14 protein-coding genes and 1 pseudogene are annotated in these 15,603 nt (G+C 74.8%); 9 read left to right on the top strand and 6 right to left on the bottom strand.

Translation table 11 applies throughout. The features are described from left to right. Positions 1-192: 192 nt before the first annotated feature. Positions 193-1,146: a nucleotidyl transferase AbiEii/AbiGii toxin family protein gene (locus ACFWEG_RS13030; protein WP_387213238.1), complete on the bottom strand. Its 954-nt coding sequence runs from the start codon at positions 1,144-1,146 to the stop codon at positions 193-195. Then, complete coding sequence (locus tag ACFWEG_RS13025; RefSeq protein WP_387213235.1) at positions 1,143-1,751, bottom strand: hypothetical protein; 609 nt, start codon at positions 1,749-1,751, stop codon at positions 1,143-1,145. Before ACFWEG_RS13025 ends, ACFWEG_RS13030 begins: the two co-directional genes overlap by 4 nt. A 122-nt stretch (positions 1,752-1,873) precedes the next feature. Here ACFWEG_RS13025 and ACFWEG_RS13020 point away from each other — a divergent pair, with 122 nt between their 5' ends. Then, positions 1,874-2,389 (top strand): hypothetical protein, encoded by a 516-nt coding sequence (locus ACFWEG_RS13020; RefSeq protein WP_387213232.1) that lies wholly within the window; start codon positions 1,874-1,876, stop codon positions 2,387-2,389. Position 2,390: 1 nt separating this feature from the next. Here ACFWEG_RS13020 and ACFWEG_RS13015 read toward each other — a convergent pair whose 3' ends face one another. Together ACFWEG_RS13015 and ACFWEG_RS13010 are read right to left on the bottom strand one after the other, a co-directional pair. After that, positions 2,391-3,437, bottom strand: coding sequence for a DMT family transporter (locus ACFWEG_RS13015; protein ID WP_387213229.1), 1,047 nt, complete (start codon positions 3,435-3,437; stop codon positions 2,391-2,393). A gap of 74 nt (positions 3,438-3,511) precedes the next feature. Beyond that, positions 3,512-6,502, bottom strand: a complete 2,991-nt coding sequence (locus tag ACFWEG_RS13010; RefSeq protein ID WP_387213226.1) for an FAD-binding and (Fe-S)-binding domain-containing protein — start codon at positions 6,500-6,502, stop codon at positions 3,512-3,514. A gap of 278 nt (positions 6,503-6,780) precedes the next feature. Between ACFWEG_RS13010 and ACFWEG_RS13005 the strand changes: the two genes are divergently transcribed. The 6 genes from ACFWEG_RS13005 (at position 6,781) to ACFWEG_RS12980 (ending at position 12,305) form a co-directional block, all read left to right on the top strand. Continuing rightward, positions 6,781-8,289: a sensor histidine kinase gene (locus ACFWEG_RS13005; RefSeq protein WP_387213223.1), complete on the top strand. Its 1,509-nt coding sequence runs from the start codon at positions 6,781-6,783 to the stop codon at positions 8,287-8,289. Then, positions 8,286-8,684 carry a roadblock/LC7 domain-containing protein gene (locus ACFWEG_RS13000; protein ID WP_387213220.1) on the top strand — a complete coding sequence of 133 codons (399 nt, stop codon included), beginning with the start codon at positions 8,286-8,288 and terminating at the stop codon, positions 8,682-8,684. Before ACFWEG_RS13005 ends, ACFWEG_RS13000 begins: the two co-directional genes overlap by 4 nt. Then, positions 8,681-9,049, top strand: coding sequence for a DUF742 domain-containing protein (locus tag ACFWEG_RS12995; protein WP_387213217.1), 369 nt, complete (start codon positions 8,681-8,683; stop codon positions 9,047-9,049). Before ACFWEG_RS13000 ends, ACFWEG_RS12995 begins: the two co-directional genes overlap by 4 nt. Then, complete coding sequence (locus ACFWEG_RS12990; RefSeq protein ID WP_387213214.1) at positions 9,030-9,674, top strand: ATP/GTP-binding protein; 645 nt, start codon at positions 9,030-9,032, stop codon at positions 9,672-9,674. Before ACFWEG_RS12995 ends, ACFWEG_RS12990 begins: the two co-directional genes overlap by 20 nt. Then, a complete protein-coding gene (locus ACFWEG_RS12985; RefSeq protein ID WP_387213211.1) occupies positions 9,671-10,912 on the top strand; it encodes a cytochrome P450 in 1,242 nt (413 codons plus the stop codon). Before ACFWEG_RS12990 ends, ACFWEG_RS12985 begins: the two co-directional genes overlap by 4 nt. Positions 10,913-11,081: 169 nt before the next feature. Further along, positions 11,082-12,305 (top strand): cytochrome P450, encoded by a 1,224-nt coding sequence (locus ACFWEG_RS12980; RefSeq protein ID WP_387213208.1) that lies wholly within the window; start codon positions 11,082-11,084, stop codon positions 12,303-12,305. 424 nt (positions 12,306-12,729) lie between these two features. On the opposite strand, the gene ACFWEG_RS12975 is transcribed toward ACFWEG_RS12980, so the two are convergent. Beyond that, complete coding sequence (locus ACFWEG_RS12975; RefSeq protein WP_387213205.1) at positions 12,730-13,485, bottom strand: TetR/AcrR family transcriptional regulator; 756 nt, start codon at positions 13,483-13,485, stop codon at positions 12,730-12,732. A 93-nt stretch (positions 13,486-13,578) separates the two neighbouring features. On the opposite strand from ACFWEG_RS12975, the gene ACFWEG_RS12970 reads away from it, so the two are divergent. Both ACFWEG_RS12970 and ACFWEG_RS12965 read left to right on the top strand, forming a co-directional pair. Then, a complete protein-coding gene (locus ACFWEG_RS12970) occupies positions 13,579-14,646 on the top strand; it encodes an ATP-binding cassette domain-containing protein (protein WP_387213202.1) in 1,068 nt (355 codons plus the stop codon). 50 nt (positions 14,647-14,696) lie between these two features. Then, the gene (locus tag ACFWEG_RS12965; protein WP_387213300.1) at positions 14,697-15,524 is read left to right on the top strand and encodes an ABC transporter permease; all 828 of its coding nucleotides are present in this window, start codon (positions 14,697-14,699) and stop codon (positions 15,522-15,524) included. Between the two features lie 17 nt (positions 15,525-15,541). On the opposite strand, the pseudogene ACFWEG_RS12960 reads toward ACFWEG_RS12965, so the two are convergent. Beyond that, a pseudogene (locus ACFWEG_RS12960) lies at positions 15,542-15,603 on the bottom strand (3'-5' exonuclease); the annotation flags it as partial.

The following is a 15,603-nucleotide window of genomic DNA, read 5'->3' as shown; positions in this document are numbered from 1 at the left end:
CGACGAGGACCGCGTCGCGCTCCTCCTTGACCCGGCCTCCGACGGCGGAGCGGTGCAAGAGCACGCCGAGAGTGCGGGCTACCGGGCCGACACCGGGGCCCGCCCTGACGTGCCCGGCCTCACTCCGATGAGCCGAGCCGTCGGCCTGCCCCGCACCGTCGAGCAGTGGCGCGAGTACGTGGGGCCGGCCGGTCAGCCCCGGGGCTCCTCGGCGAACGTGGGGGCGAGCGCGGTGAGGAGGCGGTGGATGAACTCGGGAAGGCGGCCGTGGAAGCGGGGGTACTCGTCCTCGAAATGGTGCCACTCCACGTACTGGAGTTCCGTGTGCAGGCGCTCGGCGAGCGTCTCGTCCTCATGGAGTGGCGTCCAGTCCTCGCTGAGGGTGAGAACGTCGAGGAGCAGGGCGTACGGCAATGGGTGGCGTTCGGCGAGCAGAACCGCGTCGTAGAGGTCCTTGCCCTGGGCGTGGGCGTCGACGAGCAGCCACAGGATCTTCCAGGCCAGCGACAACGCGGGGCTCGCCGCGAGGAGCCGGCCGCCCGAGGGGAGGCAGACCGCCCCCGGCGGCTCGGAGAGGGTCTCGCCGAAGACGAGGTCCAGTTGCACCCAGCCGCCGGACGTGTGCGGTGCGGTCCAGGGCAGCATCATGCGCCGGCCGGGCACCCGCTCGTACGTCCAGATGTCCTCGACGACGGCGCCGGCCGCGTCGATCCGCGGGCCGTCGTCGCGCACGGCGGATCGCGCCTCGGCGGCGGCCGCGACCCCGGCGAACAGGGCGTCCGTGCGCGCGTCGGCCAGTTCCCAGTCCGTGGGGACGACCACGAAGTCCAGGTCGCCGGGTTCCCGCGCGTCCGCCCCGAACCCCAGCGCCATCAGCGCGCTGCCGCGCAGCACCAGCGACTGTGCCCAGGAGGAGTCCGCCACGCCGTCCAGGACCGCGGCGAGCGCCTCCGCCCGGGCCGACTGCCAGGCGCGGGTGGCCTCGCCGTCGGGGAAGGCCGGGTCCCCGGCGCGGTACGCGTTCGGGAACTGCTTGAGCGCGGGGTCGAACATCGCGTACTGGACGGCCGCGGGGTGGGGCAGCCGCAGCATCGTGCGCGGGTAGCCGTCCTCGGTGGGGCCCCGCTCTCCGTCCACACCGGTCATGCCGCCTCCAGCCATCCGTGGTCGAGTTCCGGTCCGCTGTCGAGCAGGACGTACTCCCGCTCGACGTCCAGCACCTCGTACGCAGCGAGCTCCGCGAGCAGGCGCTGCAGCGCGCCGGCCGCCCGGTCGTCGCCCACGCCGTGGCAGCGCTGGGTGACGAAGCGCTCCTCCTGGCCGTCCGGCCGCCTGCGCCGGGCGTTGCGGGGGACGTGGGCGCCGTGCCGCACGGCCGCCGCGAGCAGGGCGGAGGTGTCGTGGGACGGGTCGAGGAGGAGCTTCACGTGGTGCTCGAAGTGGCGCCCGCGCACGTCCGCGACCGCCTCGGCGTCGTCGCGCGGCACCTCGGGCGCCCACGGCACGCACTCCACCTTGGTCCGCGCCACGGCGAACCCGTCCGCGGCGAGCAGCGCGGCCAGCGCGGTGACGTGTCCGCGCTCGGCGTCGTACGTCGGACGTGATCCGGCCGAGGTCAGCATCGGCTGGGAGGGCGTGCGACCCCGGGCCAGTTCGATGTGCGTGAACTTCACCCCGTGGCGCGCGGCCCACCGTTCGAGGCGTCCCAGCTCGGCGGGGGCGCAGGGGGCGGTCAGATGGCTCTCGTACACCGCGCAAGGATGCAGGGGCCTCCGGGCGACCCGCAACGGGGTTTCGGGGGCCGCGCCTGCTTGGTGGGGGGCCGCATCGCGTAGGGTCCGAGCGCTACGGAGCGACGGGACAGGGGTGGGTCGTGGACGGGACGATGCACGGTGGGGCCGGGTGGGTGCTGGATGCGCGGGCCGGTGGGGAGATGGCGGGGCGGTGGTGGAAGTGGGCGCTGTCCGCGCCGGAGGAGCGGAGCCCGGTGCGGGACGAGACCGGGGAGCACGCGGGGTGGCGGCAGCCGGCGGACGTGTGGTTCCTGGCGGGGACGTACGGGGGCCGGGTGGAGCGCCGGTGCACGATACCGGCGGGGCGGCCGCTGTTCTTCCCCGTCCTGAACACGCAGCACACCCGGGAGTACGCCCCGACGCCGCAGTCGATGCGGATCGCGCAGGCGAGCGCGCACCTCAACGGGGTCGCGCTGCCGCTGGAGGACTACGTCGGGACGTTCCGCTACCCGCTGCTGACCTCCCGCTTCGCCACCGGCCGCTGGGGCACGGTGGCGCCGCTGTCGCCGGGGTCGTACGTCCTGGAGATCAGGGGCCGCAGCACGAGCGGCTTCTGCGTCGACACGACCTACCACCTGGAGGCGGTCGCGCGCTGACTCACGCCTCGGGGGCCGCCTTCGGGGCGCTCGCGCGGGCGGTCGAGCGGACCGCGCCCATGCTGGCCGCGATGACGAGGACGATGGCGAGGCCCTCGGTCAAGGTGAGGCGCTGGCTGAGGACGAGGAAGCCGGAGAGCGCGGCGATGGCGGGTTCGAGGCTCATCAGGATCGCGAAGGTGGCGTTGGGCAGCCGCCGCAGCGCGATGAGTTCGAGGGTGTAGGGCAGGACGGAGGAGAGCACGGCGACGCCGGCCGCGACGGCGAGCGTGGAGGGGACGACCAGCTTCGCGCCGGACTCCCACACGCCGAGCGGCAGGACGAGCAGGGCCGCGACGGCCATCGCGAGGGCGAGCCCGTCGGCCTGCGGGAAGCGCCGGCCGGTGCGGGCGCTGAAGACGATGTACGCGGCCCAGCAGCCGCCCGCGGCCAGCGCGTACGCCGCGCCGAGCGGGTCGAGGTGGTCGAAGCCGCCCGCGCCCAGCAGGGCGACGCCGGCGAGCGCGAGCCCGGCCCAGACGACGTTCACCAGGCGGCGCGAGGTGAGGACGGACAGGGCGAGCGGTCCGAGCACCTCCAGGGTCACCGCGGCCCCGAGGTCGATCCGGGCCGCGGCCTGGTAGAACAGCGTGTTCATGCCGCCGAGGGCGAGGCCGAAGGCGAGGACCGTGCCCCAGTCCTGCCGGGTGTGCCCGCGCAGCTTCGGGCGGCAGACGAGCATGAGGATGCTCGCGGCGATCACGAGCCGCAGCGTGACGACGCCGAGCGCGCCCGCCTCCGGCATGATCTTCACGGCGAACCCGGAGCCGAACTGCACAGAGAGACCGCCCGCGACCACCATCGCGACGGGCCCCATCCGCGCGAGCCCCCGGGCGGGGCCGCCGCCCTTCGGGGCGGACGCCCCGGAACGGTCGGCGGCGGCACCGGAGGCGGTCGAGCCGGCCGACGTGCCGCGCGCGCCGCCGGCACGGGATCCGTCCGCCGGCGCCGGGCCCGCCCCGGAGGGATGCGCGGCGGCGGACACGGCGGGGGTCGTCGGCTCAGTCACCCGGCTACTCTCTCAGTTCAATGCGATGGACTACAAGTTCATTTAGCTGCACTGAACGGCACCCGTTCGGCCCGCTAAACGGTCCCCTCCACCGTAAGCGCACCCGCCGGGAGCCCGTCCGCGAGCAGCTCCGCCAGGTGCCGGCCGCGCACCCCGGCCAGCTGGTCGAGCTGCGTGCGGCAGGAGTAGCCGTCGGCGAGGACCGCCGCGCCCGGGGGCGCGTCCCGGACGGCGGGCAGCAGACGCTCCGACGCGCACGCCGCGGACACCTCCTGGTGGCCGCGCTCGAATCCGAAGTTCCCGGCGAGGCCGCAGCACCCGCCGCTCAGCTCACCGGTCAGACCGGCCCGCGCCCGCAGCCGCCGCTCGGCCTCCTCGCCGAGGACGGCCTGCTGGTGGCAGTGGGTCTGCCCGACGACCGGCCGGTCGAGACGCGGCGGCGACCAGTCGGGCGCGCACTCCTCCAGCGCCTGCGCGAACGTCCGCACCCGCCCGGCCAGCGCGGCCGCGCGCGGGTCGCCGGGCAGCAGCTCGGGCAGGTCGGTGCGGAGCGTCGCCGCGCAGGACGGTTCGAGGACGACGACGGGGCGCCCCGCGTCGAAATGTGGCGCCAGGGCGTCGAGCGAGCGCCGCATCACCGCCCGCGCGCGGTCGAGCTGCCCGGTCGAGACGTACGTCAGCCCGCAGCAGACCCGCCGCTCGGGCAGCCGCAGCTCGACCCCCGCCGCCTCGAAGACCCGCACGGCGGCCCGCCCGACCGACGGCGACAGGTGGTCGGTGAACGTGTCCGGCCACAGCACGGCGACGGGGCCGCCGCCGGGCCGGCTGCCGGAACCGGCCGCCCGAGCGGCGGCCCGGACCGCCGCGTCTCCCCCGGCGTGGCCGGGCGCCGCCCCGCCCGCGACGGCGGTCGGCCCTCCGGCGGCGGCCGCCCCGATCGCACCCCCGCGCTCCCGCGCCCGCCTCCGCGCCCACCGCCGGAACGTCCGCGTGGCGAGCGCCGGCAGCTCCCGTTCCGGTGCGATCCCCGCCGCGCGCTTCGCGACCGCGGCGAGCACCCGCACCCGGGCGGCCGCGTTCAGCGGCCGGGCGAACGGCGCTGCGAGCCGCAGCCACCGCGGCAACCAGCCCAGCGCGTAGTGCGCGGCCGGCCGCAGCCGCCCCCGGTAGTGCTGGTGGAGGAACTCCGCCTTGTACGTGGCCATGTCCACCCCGACCGGGCACTCGGTGCGGCACGCCTTGCAGGAGAGGCACAGGTCGAGCGCGTCCCGCACCTCCGCCGCGCGCCAGCCGTCGCGGACGACCTCGCCGGCGAGCATCTCGTGCAGCAGCCGGGCGCGCCCGCGGGTGGAGTGCCGCTCCTCTCCCGTCGCCCGGAACGAGGGGCACATCCCGCCCGCCCCGCCGGCCGCCGTACGGCACTTGGCCACCCCGACGCACCGCCGGACCGCCGCCGTGAAGTCCCCGCCGCCGGGCCCGTCGTGCGGGTAGGCGAACTCCACGTCCACGGGGCGGCCCGGGTCGCCCCCGTTCCACCGCGAGGGCCCCGTCGGCAGGACGGCGAAGCGCAGGTGCTCGTCCAGGCGGTCCGGGCGGGCCAGCATGCCGGGATTCATGCCGCCGTCCGGGTCCCAGACGTCCTTGAAACGCCCGAACAGGCCGACGAGTTCCCGCCCGTACATCCGCGGCAGGAGTTCGGCGCGCGCGACCCCGTCGCCGTGCTCCCCGGAGAGCGAGCCGCCGTACGCGGTGACCAGGTCGGCGAGGGCCTCGGAGAAGGCACGGAAGCGGGCGGTCCCACGATGCGTCAGCAGATCGAAGTCGATGCGAACGTGAACGCAGCCGTCCCCGAAGTGCCCGTACGGCGTCCCCCGCAGGCCGTGCCCGGCGAGCAGCGCGCGGAAGTCGCGCAGGTAGGCGCCGAGGCGGGCCGGCGGCACCGCGCAGTCCTCCCAGCCGGGCCACGCCTCGCCGCCGTCGGGCGTCCGCGTCGCCGTCCCCGCCGCGTCCTCGCGGATCCGCCACAGCAGCCGCATCCCGGCCGGATCGGTGACGACGGACGCGTCGAGCGCGTCCGACGCCCGGACGACCTCCGCCGCGCGCGCCGACGCCTCCGCCGCCGTCGCCCCGCCGGTCTCGACGAACAGCCACGCCCCGCCGCGCGGCAGCCCGGCGGGGTCGGGGACGAGGTCGGCGGCCATCCCCTCGACGGTCAGCGGGGCGTACGCGAGCAGGCCGGGCGCGGCCTCGGCCGCGGCGCTCTCGTCGGGGTACCCGAGCACGGCGAGCGCGCGGACGCGCGGCGGCTCGACCAGGCGGACGGTCGCCTCGGTGACCACCCCGAGCGTGCCCTCGCTGCCGCAGAAGGCGCGCGCCAGGTCCACCCCCGCCTCGGGGAGCAGCGCGTCGAGCGCGTAGCCGGAGATCCGGCGGGGCATCCGCTGCGGGTAACCGGTCCGCAGCAGCGCCGACTCCGCTGCCGCCAGGTCCCACAGGCCGTCCGGGGCGCCGTCCCAGCCCCGCCCGAGCGTGTGCCGCCCGCCCCGGTAGGTCGTCACCTTCAGCCGCTCGACGTTGTCGGCCGTCGTCCCCCACCGCACCGAGTGCGCGCCGCAGGAGTTGTTGCCGATCATCCCGCCGAGCGTGCAGCGGCCGTGGGTCGACGGATCGGGGCCGAACGCGAGCCCGTACGGCCGCACGGCCTCCTGCAGCCGGTCCAGGACGAGCCCGGGCCCGACGACGGCGGTCCGCGCGTCGGGGTCGACCGCGACGACGCCGCCCATGGAACGGGTCAGGTCGAGCACCACCCCCACGCCGGTCGCCTGCCCGGCGATCGACGTACCGCCCCCGCGCGGCACGACCGGCACCGCGTGGGCGCGGCAGACGGCGAGCGCGGCGGCCACGTCGTCGGCGTCGCGCGGGGCGACCACGCCGACCGGGACCCGCCGGTAGTTGGACGCGTCCATGGTCGTCAGCGCCCGCGCGGCCGCCGTGAAGTCGACGTCGCCGCCGACGGAGGCCCGCAGCGCGCGTTCGAGTCCCGCGATGTCCCGGTGATCGCCCACGCCTCCAGCATGCACCCGCCGCGGCGGCACCCGCACGCGCGCACCGGCGCCGACGGAGCGTCAGGGAGGGCTGACGCGGCGTCATCGACGGAAGGTCCGGGTCCGCCGGGGACGCGGCCGTTGCACCTCTCGCCCCGCAAATCGAGCAACGAACGTCACGGCGCGGCAACCAAACCGATCAGGAGTTCTCCTATAGTGGCCCCGAATCGCACAGGAATCCCAACTGCCGTTCCCCGCACAGCTGCCCCACCTGTCGAGGACCCCGAGGAACCACGCTGATGACTGCGTCCCACCGGCCGACCGTCCTGGCCCTGCTGATATCGGCCGCGACCGGCGCGCTGCTCACCCTCTGGGCCGTCGCCGCCGCGCCCGACGACTTCCGGACGGCCGCCGCCTGGGGCGCCGGCTCGGCCGCCGTGCTCCTGACCGCCGCCGTCGCGACGGCCGTGCACGCGCTCACCGCGGCCCGGCTCAACCGGGAGCGGGCGCTGCAACTCATCGACGACCGGGACGCGCTGGCGGAACGCCACTCCGTGGAGCTGGCGCGGCACGCCGCCGACACCACCCGGCTCAGCGCCGAGCTGCGCCGCACCGAGGCCGGGCGGGCCGCCGCGATGGCCGCGTGCGCGAACGCGGCCGGCCGTATGCAGGCGCTGGCCACCGGGATGCTCGCCGACCTGCGCGAGATGGAGCACCGGCACACCGACGAGGACGTCCTCGTCGACCTGCTGCACCTCGACCACCGCACCGCCCAGGCGGGCCGCCTCGCCGACTCCGTCGCCGTCCTGTCCGGGGCGCGCTCCGGGCGCCGCTGGGCGCGGCCGATCGTCATGGAGTCGGTGCTGCGCGGCGCGATGGGCCGCATCGCCGGCTACCAGCGCGTACGCGTCCACGCCGCGACGGACGTGGCGGTCGCCGGGCACGCCGCCGAGGGCGTCATGCACGCGCTGGCGGAGATCCTCGACAACGCGGCGAACTTCTCGCCGCCGTCCGCCGAGGTCCACGTGTACGTGGAGGAGGTCCCGGCCGGCGTCGTCGTCACCGTCGAGGACAGCGGGCTCGTGATGAGCGAGGTGCAGCTGCGCCGCGCCGAGGCGGCGGTCGCGTCGCAGGACTCGGACCTGGCCGCGCTGTCCGGCACCCGGCTCGGCCTCGCGGTCGTGGGCCGCCTGTCGCGCAAGCACGGCCTGAAGGTGTCCTTCCGCCCGTCCGCGCGCGGCGGCACCGGCACCGTCGTCCTCATCCCGCACGAGCTGATCAGCCGGGTCCGGATCGAGCCGCAGCAGCCGGAGCCGGTGGCAGAGGCGACGGGGACGGGTCCGACGTCGGCCGCGGCTGCGGAGCCGGTGCGGTCCGCCGGGCCGGCCGCGTCCCCCGCGCCGGAACCGGCTCGACCGGCCGTCGCGACGGCGGCCCCGGACGCCCCCGCGGACGCCCCCGCCCCGCGCACCGCTCCCGCCGCGGACGCCCCCGCCCCGCACCCCGCCCCCGCGGACGAGCCCTCCCCCGCCGACCCCGCGCCCGCCGCCGACGCCCTGCCCCGCCGCCGCCGCGGCCAGACGCTCGCCGCCGCGCACGCGCGGACCGCCGCGATGTCCCCCGCCCCCCTGTCGACCGCGTCCGCCGCCCCCGCGGCGACCCCGGAGTCGCGGGCCGCGCGGTTCCGGACGTTCCGCGAGGCGGTCCGCGCGTCCACCGAGGCGGGCCCCCGTACCTCCTCCCCCGTCGCCGGCTCCCCCGCCGGTGCAGCTCCCCCCGCCCCGCACCCGGAAGGCCCCGCCCGATGACGTCCACCACCGACGAGAAGCTCAACTGGCTCCTGGAGCGCCTCATCGAGCGCACTCCCGGCGCCCGCCACGCGCTCGTGCTCTCCCGCGACGGCCTCAAGCTGTGCCGCACGCCCGAGCTGACCGTGGACCAGGCCGACCAGCTCTCCGCCATCGCCGCCGGCATCCAGAGCCTGTCCTACGGCGCGTCCATCGAGTTCGGCGACGGCACCGGCGGCATCCGCTCGGCGATGACCGAGTTCTACGGCGGCGTGCTCTTCATCGTCGAGGCCGGCGAGGGCGCGCACCTGGCCGTCGTCGCCACCGAGACCGCCGACGCCGGCCTGATCGGGCACAACATGAGCGAGCTCGTCGAGCAGTTGGGCGAACATCTGCGGGCGGAGCCCCGCGGATGACCGCCGCGGGGCCGCCGGGCGGCCGTCCCGGCCGGGACGACTCCCCCGACCGCCTCTACACCCTCACCGGGGGCCGCGCCCGCGCCGGATCGACCACGTTCGACCTGGTCACGCTGATCGTCACCGAGTCCGGGCCGACCCCCGGCATGCAGTCGGAGCACGCCACGATCCTGCGGATGTGCGCCACGCCCACCGCCGTCGTCGAGATCGCCGCCGAGCTGCGGCTGCCGGTGTCGATCACCCGCATCCTGCTCGCCGACCTGATCGGCACCGGCCGCATCTCCGCCCGCCACCCCCGCACAGCCCGCAACATCCCCGACCCCGCCGTCCTGGAACAGGTGCTCGTTGGACTCCGCAATCTCTGACCCGGCCCCGCGCCCGTCCCTCCCGGACCAGGGCGCCACCCCGCTGGCGCGGACCGCAGACAACGGTCTCAAGATCGTCGTCGTGGGCGGTTTCGGCGTCGGCAAGACCACCCTGGTCCGCTCGGTCAGCGAGATCCGCCCGCTGAACACCGAGGAGACGATGACGAGTGCCGGCCAGGGCGTCGACGACACCACCGGCGTCGACGGCAAGACCGCCACCACGGTCGCCTTCGACTTCGGCCGGATCTCCATCGACGACCGCAGCGTGCTGTACCTCTTCGGCGCGCCCGGGCAGGAGCGGTTCTGGTTCCTCTGGGACCGGCTGTTCGCCGGCACGCTCGGCGCGGTCGTCCTCGTCGACACCCGCCGGCTCGCCGACTCCTGGTACGCGATCGACCGCCTGGAGCACCACGGGACGCCGTTCGTCGTCGCCGTCAACGACTTCGGCGACGCCACCTCGCACACCCCCGAGGCGCTGCGCGACGCGCTCGACCTGCCCGAGGGCGTCCCGCTCGTCTTCTGCGACGCCCGCGAGCGGACCAGCAGCCGGGACGTGCTCATCGCGCTCGTCGAGCACCTGCGCACCCTGCACTCGTCCCCCTCACCCCTCCAGGAGACGGCGTGACCTCCACCTGCCCGCACGCCGCCGGGGCGGTCCCGCTCGGCGGTCCACGCTTCCAGACCGACCCCGGCGGGCTCTACCGCGACCTGCGCCGCGAGCACGGTCCGATCGCCCCGGTGGTGCTGCCCGGCGACGTGCCGGCGTGGCTCGTCCTCGGCTACCGCGAGCTGCACCAGGTCACCAGCGACCCGGAGCTGTTCAGCCGCGACTCCGAGCTGTGGAACCAGTGGGACCGGATACCCGACGACTGGCCGCTCCTGCCGATGGTCGGGCGCAGGCAGCCGTCCATCCTCTACACCGTCGGTGAGCGCCACCGGCGGCGGGCGGGCGTCATCGCGGAGGCGCTGGAGTCGGTCGACCCCTTCCAACTCCGTTCCTTCGCCGAGCAGTACGCCGACCAGCTGATCGACGCGTTCAGCGGCGTCGGGCGCACCGACATCATCGCCGCGTACGCCTCCCTGCTGCCCGTACGGGTGCTGGTCAAGCTCTACGGCTTCAGCGACGAGGAGGGGCCGGGGCTCGTCACCGCGCTCAACGACATGATCGACGGCGGCGAACGCGCGCTCGCCGGCCAACAGCACCTCGCCGTCTCGGTGTTCGGCCTGCTCGCCGCGCGGCACGCGCAGCCGGAGCAGGACGTCGCCTCCTGGATGATCGCGGGGGCGCGGGGGGACTTCTCCGACGAGGAGCTCGCCCAGGACATGATGGTGATGATGGCCGCGGGCCACCAGCCGACCGCGGACTGGATCGGCAACAGCCTGCGCCTGATGCTCACCGACGACCGGTTCGCCGCGTCGCTGTCCGGCGGGCGGCACAGCGTCGGCGAGGCGATGAACGAGGTGCTGTGGGAGGACACGCCCACGCAGAACGTCGCCGGCCGGTGGGCCAGCCGCGACGCGCACCTCGGGGGGCGGCACATCAGGGCCGGCGACCTGCTGCTGCTCGGTCTCGCCGCGGCGAACGCGGACCCGCAGATCCGGGTGGACGGGTCGGCGCTCACCGGCGGCAACAACGCGTTCTTCTCCTTCGGGCACGGGGAGCACCGCTGCCCCTTCCCGGCGCAGGAGGTCGCCGAAGTCATCGCCCGGACCGGGATCGAGGTGCTGCTGGACCGGCTGCCGGACCTGGACCTCGACGTGCCCGCGTCCGCGCTGACCCGCCGTCCCTCCCCCTGGCTGCGGGGGCTCACCGACCTGCCGGTCCGGTTCACCCCGACGCCGGCGGTGGGCGCAGCCCGCTGATTCGCGCCTGCCGGCGCGGTACCGGCCTCCGGTCGACGGCCTCGAAGGCCGGCCGGGCTGAATCCATCGGGCCGCTGCCCGCCGGCCGGGCCGATTCCCGTGCCCGCTCGCCGCTGAAGTCTTCCGCCCCCCACGCCGATTGCCGTCCCTCTCACTCTGGAGCGCTCCCATGACCGCACCCACCTGCCCGTTCGCCCTCGACCCGTTCGTCAACGACCTCGAAGGCGAGACCAACGCGCTGCTCGACGCCGGTCCGCTCGTCGAGGTGGAGCTGCCGGGCGGCGTGACGGTGTGGTCGGTGACCCACCACGCGGAGGCGCGTGCGCTGCTGACGAATCCGCGGCTTGTGAAGGACATCGAGCAGTGGGGCGCCTGGCAGCGCGGGGAGATCGCGCCGGACTGGGCGCTGATCGGCCTGGCGAACCCGGGCCGTTCGATGCTGACGGTGGACGGGCCGGACCACCGCCGGCTGCGCACCCTGGTCGCGCAGGCGCTGACGCCCAAGCGGGTGGAGCAGATGCGGACGCGGATCGCCGCGCTGACGGACGAGCTGCTGACGAAGCTGGCGGACACGCCGGAGGGCGAGGTCGTCGACCTCAAGGCGGAGTTCGCGTACCCGCTGCCGATGTACGTCGTCAGCGAGCTGATGGGGATCGACGAGGCGCACCTGCCCCGGCTGAAGGTCCTCTTCGAGAAGTTCTTCTCGACGCAGACCCCGCCGCAGGAGGTCCTCGCGACGCTCATCGAGCTGGGCGGGCTGATGGCGAAGACGGTCGAGGCGAAGCGGGCCGAACCGGGCGACGACCTCACCAGCGCGCTCATCCGCGCCTCGGACGGCGGGGACCACCTCACCGACGAGGAGATCGTCAACACCCTGCAGCTGATGATCGCGGCCGGGCACGAGACCACCATCTCGCTCATCGTCAACGCGGTCGTCAACCTCTCCAACCACCCCGACCAGCTCGCCCTCGTCCAGGCGGGCGACGCGTCCTGGGAGGCCGTCGTCGAGGAGACCCTCCGCTACTCCACCCCCACCTCCCACGTCCTCATCCGCTTCGCCACGGAGGACGTGCCCGTCGGGGACAAGGTCATCGCCAAGGGCGAAGCCCTGATCGTCTCCTACAACGCGATCGGCCGCGACCCCCGCCAGCACGGCGACTCCGCCGGCGCCTTCGACATCACCCGCCCCTCCCCCATCCGCCACATCGCCTTCGGCCACGGCCCCCACGTCTGCCCCGGCGCGGCCCTCTCCCGCCTCGAAGCCACCGTCGCCCTCCCCGCCCTCTACTCCCGCTTCCCCGCCCTCACCCTCGCCGTCCCCGCGACCGAACTCAAGAACAAGCCGGTGGTGACCCAGAACGACCTGTTCGAACTGCCGGTGCGGCTGAGCTGACGTAGGTATCAGCCCGGCCGCCACTTGAGGCTGCCGGGCGGAGCCTGGTACGTGCCGGCACGAACTCGGCGCGAGCCGGCACGAACTCGGCGCGAGCCGGCGAAAAATCTCAGCCCGGCCGGCGCTTGAGGCCGCCGGGCGGAGCCCGGTACCCGCGGCGGAGCTGCGAAACAGCCCTGCGGGGCCGGGGGGGTCGATGCTGCCGCGAGCCGGCAAAACTCTCAGCCCGGCCGGCGCTTGAGGCCGCGCGGCCGGAGCCCGGTACCCGCGGCGGAGCCGCGAAACATCCCTGCGGGGCCGGGGGGCCGATGCCGGCGCGAGCCGGCGAAAAATCTCAGCCCGGCCGGCGCTTGAGGCCGCGCGGCCGGAGGCCGTGCACCCGCGGCGGAGCCGCGGAGGGGGGTCGGGGGCGGAGCCCCCGGCCTCAGGCCTCCCCCACCCCGCGCCGCGAGATGAACGCATCGAGCCCGTCGATCAGCCGAGCCAGCCCGAACCCGAAGTGGTCGTACGTGAAGTCGAACGCGTTGTCGTCGAGCGACGCCATCAGCGGAAACTCCCCCGTCGACATGATCCGCACGAGCACCGGCTCCTGCGCCCGCCAGAACTCCTCCTCCGTCGTCCCCGACCTCTGCGCCGCCTCCAGCGCGTTCACCTGCGTCCGCGCCACCCCGCTCACGTAGCCGTCGACGGCGACGATCACGGAGACCACCTCCTGATCCGTCAGCCCCGTCCCCCGCAGCGCTCCGACCATCTTCTCCATGTTGGCCAGCACATTGGGCCCGAGCACCGGCCGCGCCTGGTTCACGTGCAGCAGCCACGGGTGCCGCCGCAACCCCGCGAGCGTGTCGTGGGCGATCGCCGAGACCGAGGCGCGCCAGTCATGGGCGGGGTACTCCGTGGACGTCGGCCCCTGCACCCGGTCCAGCATGAGGTCGAGCAGCTCGGCCTTGCCGGGGACGTACCGGTACAGCGTCATCGTCCCCGCGCCCAGCTCCTGCGAGAGCCGCCGCATGGACACCGCGTCGAGCCCCTCCGCATCGGCTATCCCGACCGCCGCGCCGACGATCCGCTCCAGCGAGAGCCCCGGCTTCGGTCCCCGCGTGGGCCGCTCGCCCGTACCCCACAGCAACTCCAGGCTGCGTTCGATGTCGCCGGTCCCACTCGTCTCCGTGCTCGCCATGTCTCCCACCTTAAGGGCTTGGCCCCGAACTGAGTACGGTGTACTCTCTTCTCAGTACACCGTACTCGGTTTTCGTCGGGGAGGCGATGGACCATGCACGACATCCCGCAGGGGGAGCACACGAACCAGCACACGGACCACCACGCGAACGACCACCCGGACACGTACGCCGTCCACGCAAGGGGACTGCACAAGCGCTACGGCGAGAAACGCGCCCTCGACGGCTTCGACCTCACCGTCCGCCGCGGCACGGTCCACGGCCTGCTCGGCCCGAACGGCGCGGGCAAGACGACGGCCGTCCGCGCCCTGGCCACCCTGCTCAGGCTCGACGGCGGCACCGCGACCGTCGCCGGCGCCGACGTCCGCGAGCAGCCCCGCCTCGTCCGCACCCGCATCGGCCTGACCGGCCAGTACGCCGCGGTGGACGAGGTCCTGACCGGCCGCCAGAACCTGGAGATGTTCGGCCGCCTCTTCCACCTCGGCGGCCGCCGCGCCGCCCTGCGCGCGGCCGAACTCCTGGAGCGCTTCGACCTGGTGGACGCGGCCGACCAGGGCGTCGGCGGCTACAGCGGCGGCATGCGGCGCCGCCTGGACCTCGCCGCGTCGATGATCCTCGCCCCGCAGGTCCTCTTCCTCGACGAGCCGACCACCGGCCTCGACCCGCGCGGCCGCGGCGAGGTCTGGGAGGCGGTCCGCGCCCTGGTCAGCGGCGGGACGACCGTCCTGCTCACCACCCAGTACCTGGAGGAGGCCGACCAGCTCGCCTCCCGGATCACCGTCATCGACCAGGGCCGCGCCATCGCCGACGACTCCCCCGACGGACTGAAGGACACCGTCGGCGGCGACCGCATCGAGGTCGTCGTCACCGACCCGGCCGACCTCGCCGAGGCGGTGAAGACCGTCGGCCGGCTGGCGGACGCCGAGCCGACCGTCGACGAGGAGGAACGCCGGGTGCACGCCCCGGTCGTCGACCGGGTCGCCGTCCTGACCGGTGTCGCCCGCACCCTCCAGGACCAGGGCGTCCGCGTCGAGGACATCGGCCTGCGCCGCCCGAGCCTGGACGACGTATTCATGCAGCTGACCGGCCAGCGCGCGGCCGGGGAGGAACCGTCCGGGAAGACCGCCGGGAAGGCGAAGAGCGAACAGGAGGTCGCGGCATGAGCACGATCGGCGTGAGCACGGCAAAGACGGGCGCGGCGGGCACGAGCGCGATGACCAGCGCCGTCGACCTGGGCATCGAGGACGATCGCGGCCGGCTGTACTGGGCGGTCGTCGACACCTGGAACGTCGTCCGGCGCGGCCTGACCCACTACCGGCGCCAGCCCGTCAACATCCTGTGGCAGCTCGGCTTCCCGATCCTCTCCGTGCTGCTCTACGGGTACGTCTTCGGCAGCGCGATGAAGGTGCCGGGCGGCGGGGACTACCAGCAGTTCCTGATGCCGGGCATGTTCGTGATGACGATGGCCTTCGGGTTCATCAACACCGCGATGATGGTCGTCATCGACAGCACCAAGGGCGTCACCGACCGCTTCCGCTCGATGCCCATGGCCCCCTCGGCGGTGGTCGCCGGGCGCGGCGTCACCGACCTCGTGGTCGCCGTCGCCGAGCTGACGATCCTCGCGCTGACCGCGCTCGCGATGGGCTGGCGGCCCAGCGGCGGCGTCCTTGACGGGGCAGCCGCGTTCGGCCTGCTCCTGTGGCTCCGGTTCGCGCTGATCTGGCTCGGCACCTGGCTCGGGCTGCTCGTCCCGAACCAGGAGGCGGCCGGGAACCTCTTCGCCGTCGCCTTCCCGCTGACGATGATCTCCAGCATCTTCGTCGCGCCGTCCCTGATGCCGGACTGGCTGGGCGCGATCGCCGCGTGGAACCCGATCTCCTCCACCGGCACCGCGGCCCGCGAACTCTTCGGCAGCCCGGTCCCCGGCGGCACCGGCTGGATCGAGTCCCACGCCCTGCTCATGGCGTTCGTCTGGCCCGTCGTCCTCACGGCCGTCTTCCTGCCGCTGGCGGTCCGCCGGTTCCAGAAGCTCAGCCGGTGACGACCGGTGGACGCGGCACGGGCCCGGGTGGCGGCCACGTAGAACAGCCGGCGCTCCTCGGCGAGCAGCGCGCCGGGGC

Source organism: Streptomyces sp. NPDC060194, from assembly GCF_042728285.1.
Lineage (GTDB): Bacteria > Actinomycetota > Actinomycetes > Streptomycetales > Streptomycetaceae > Streptomyces.
The sequence above is the reverse complement of the archived record's forward strand: the minus strand, read 5'-3'. Positions and strand labels throughout refer to the sequence as shown.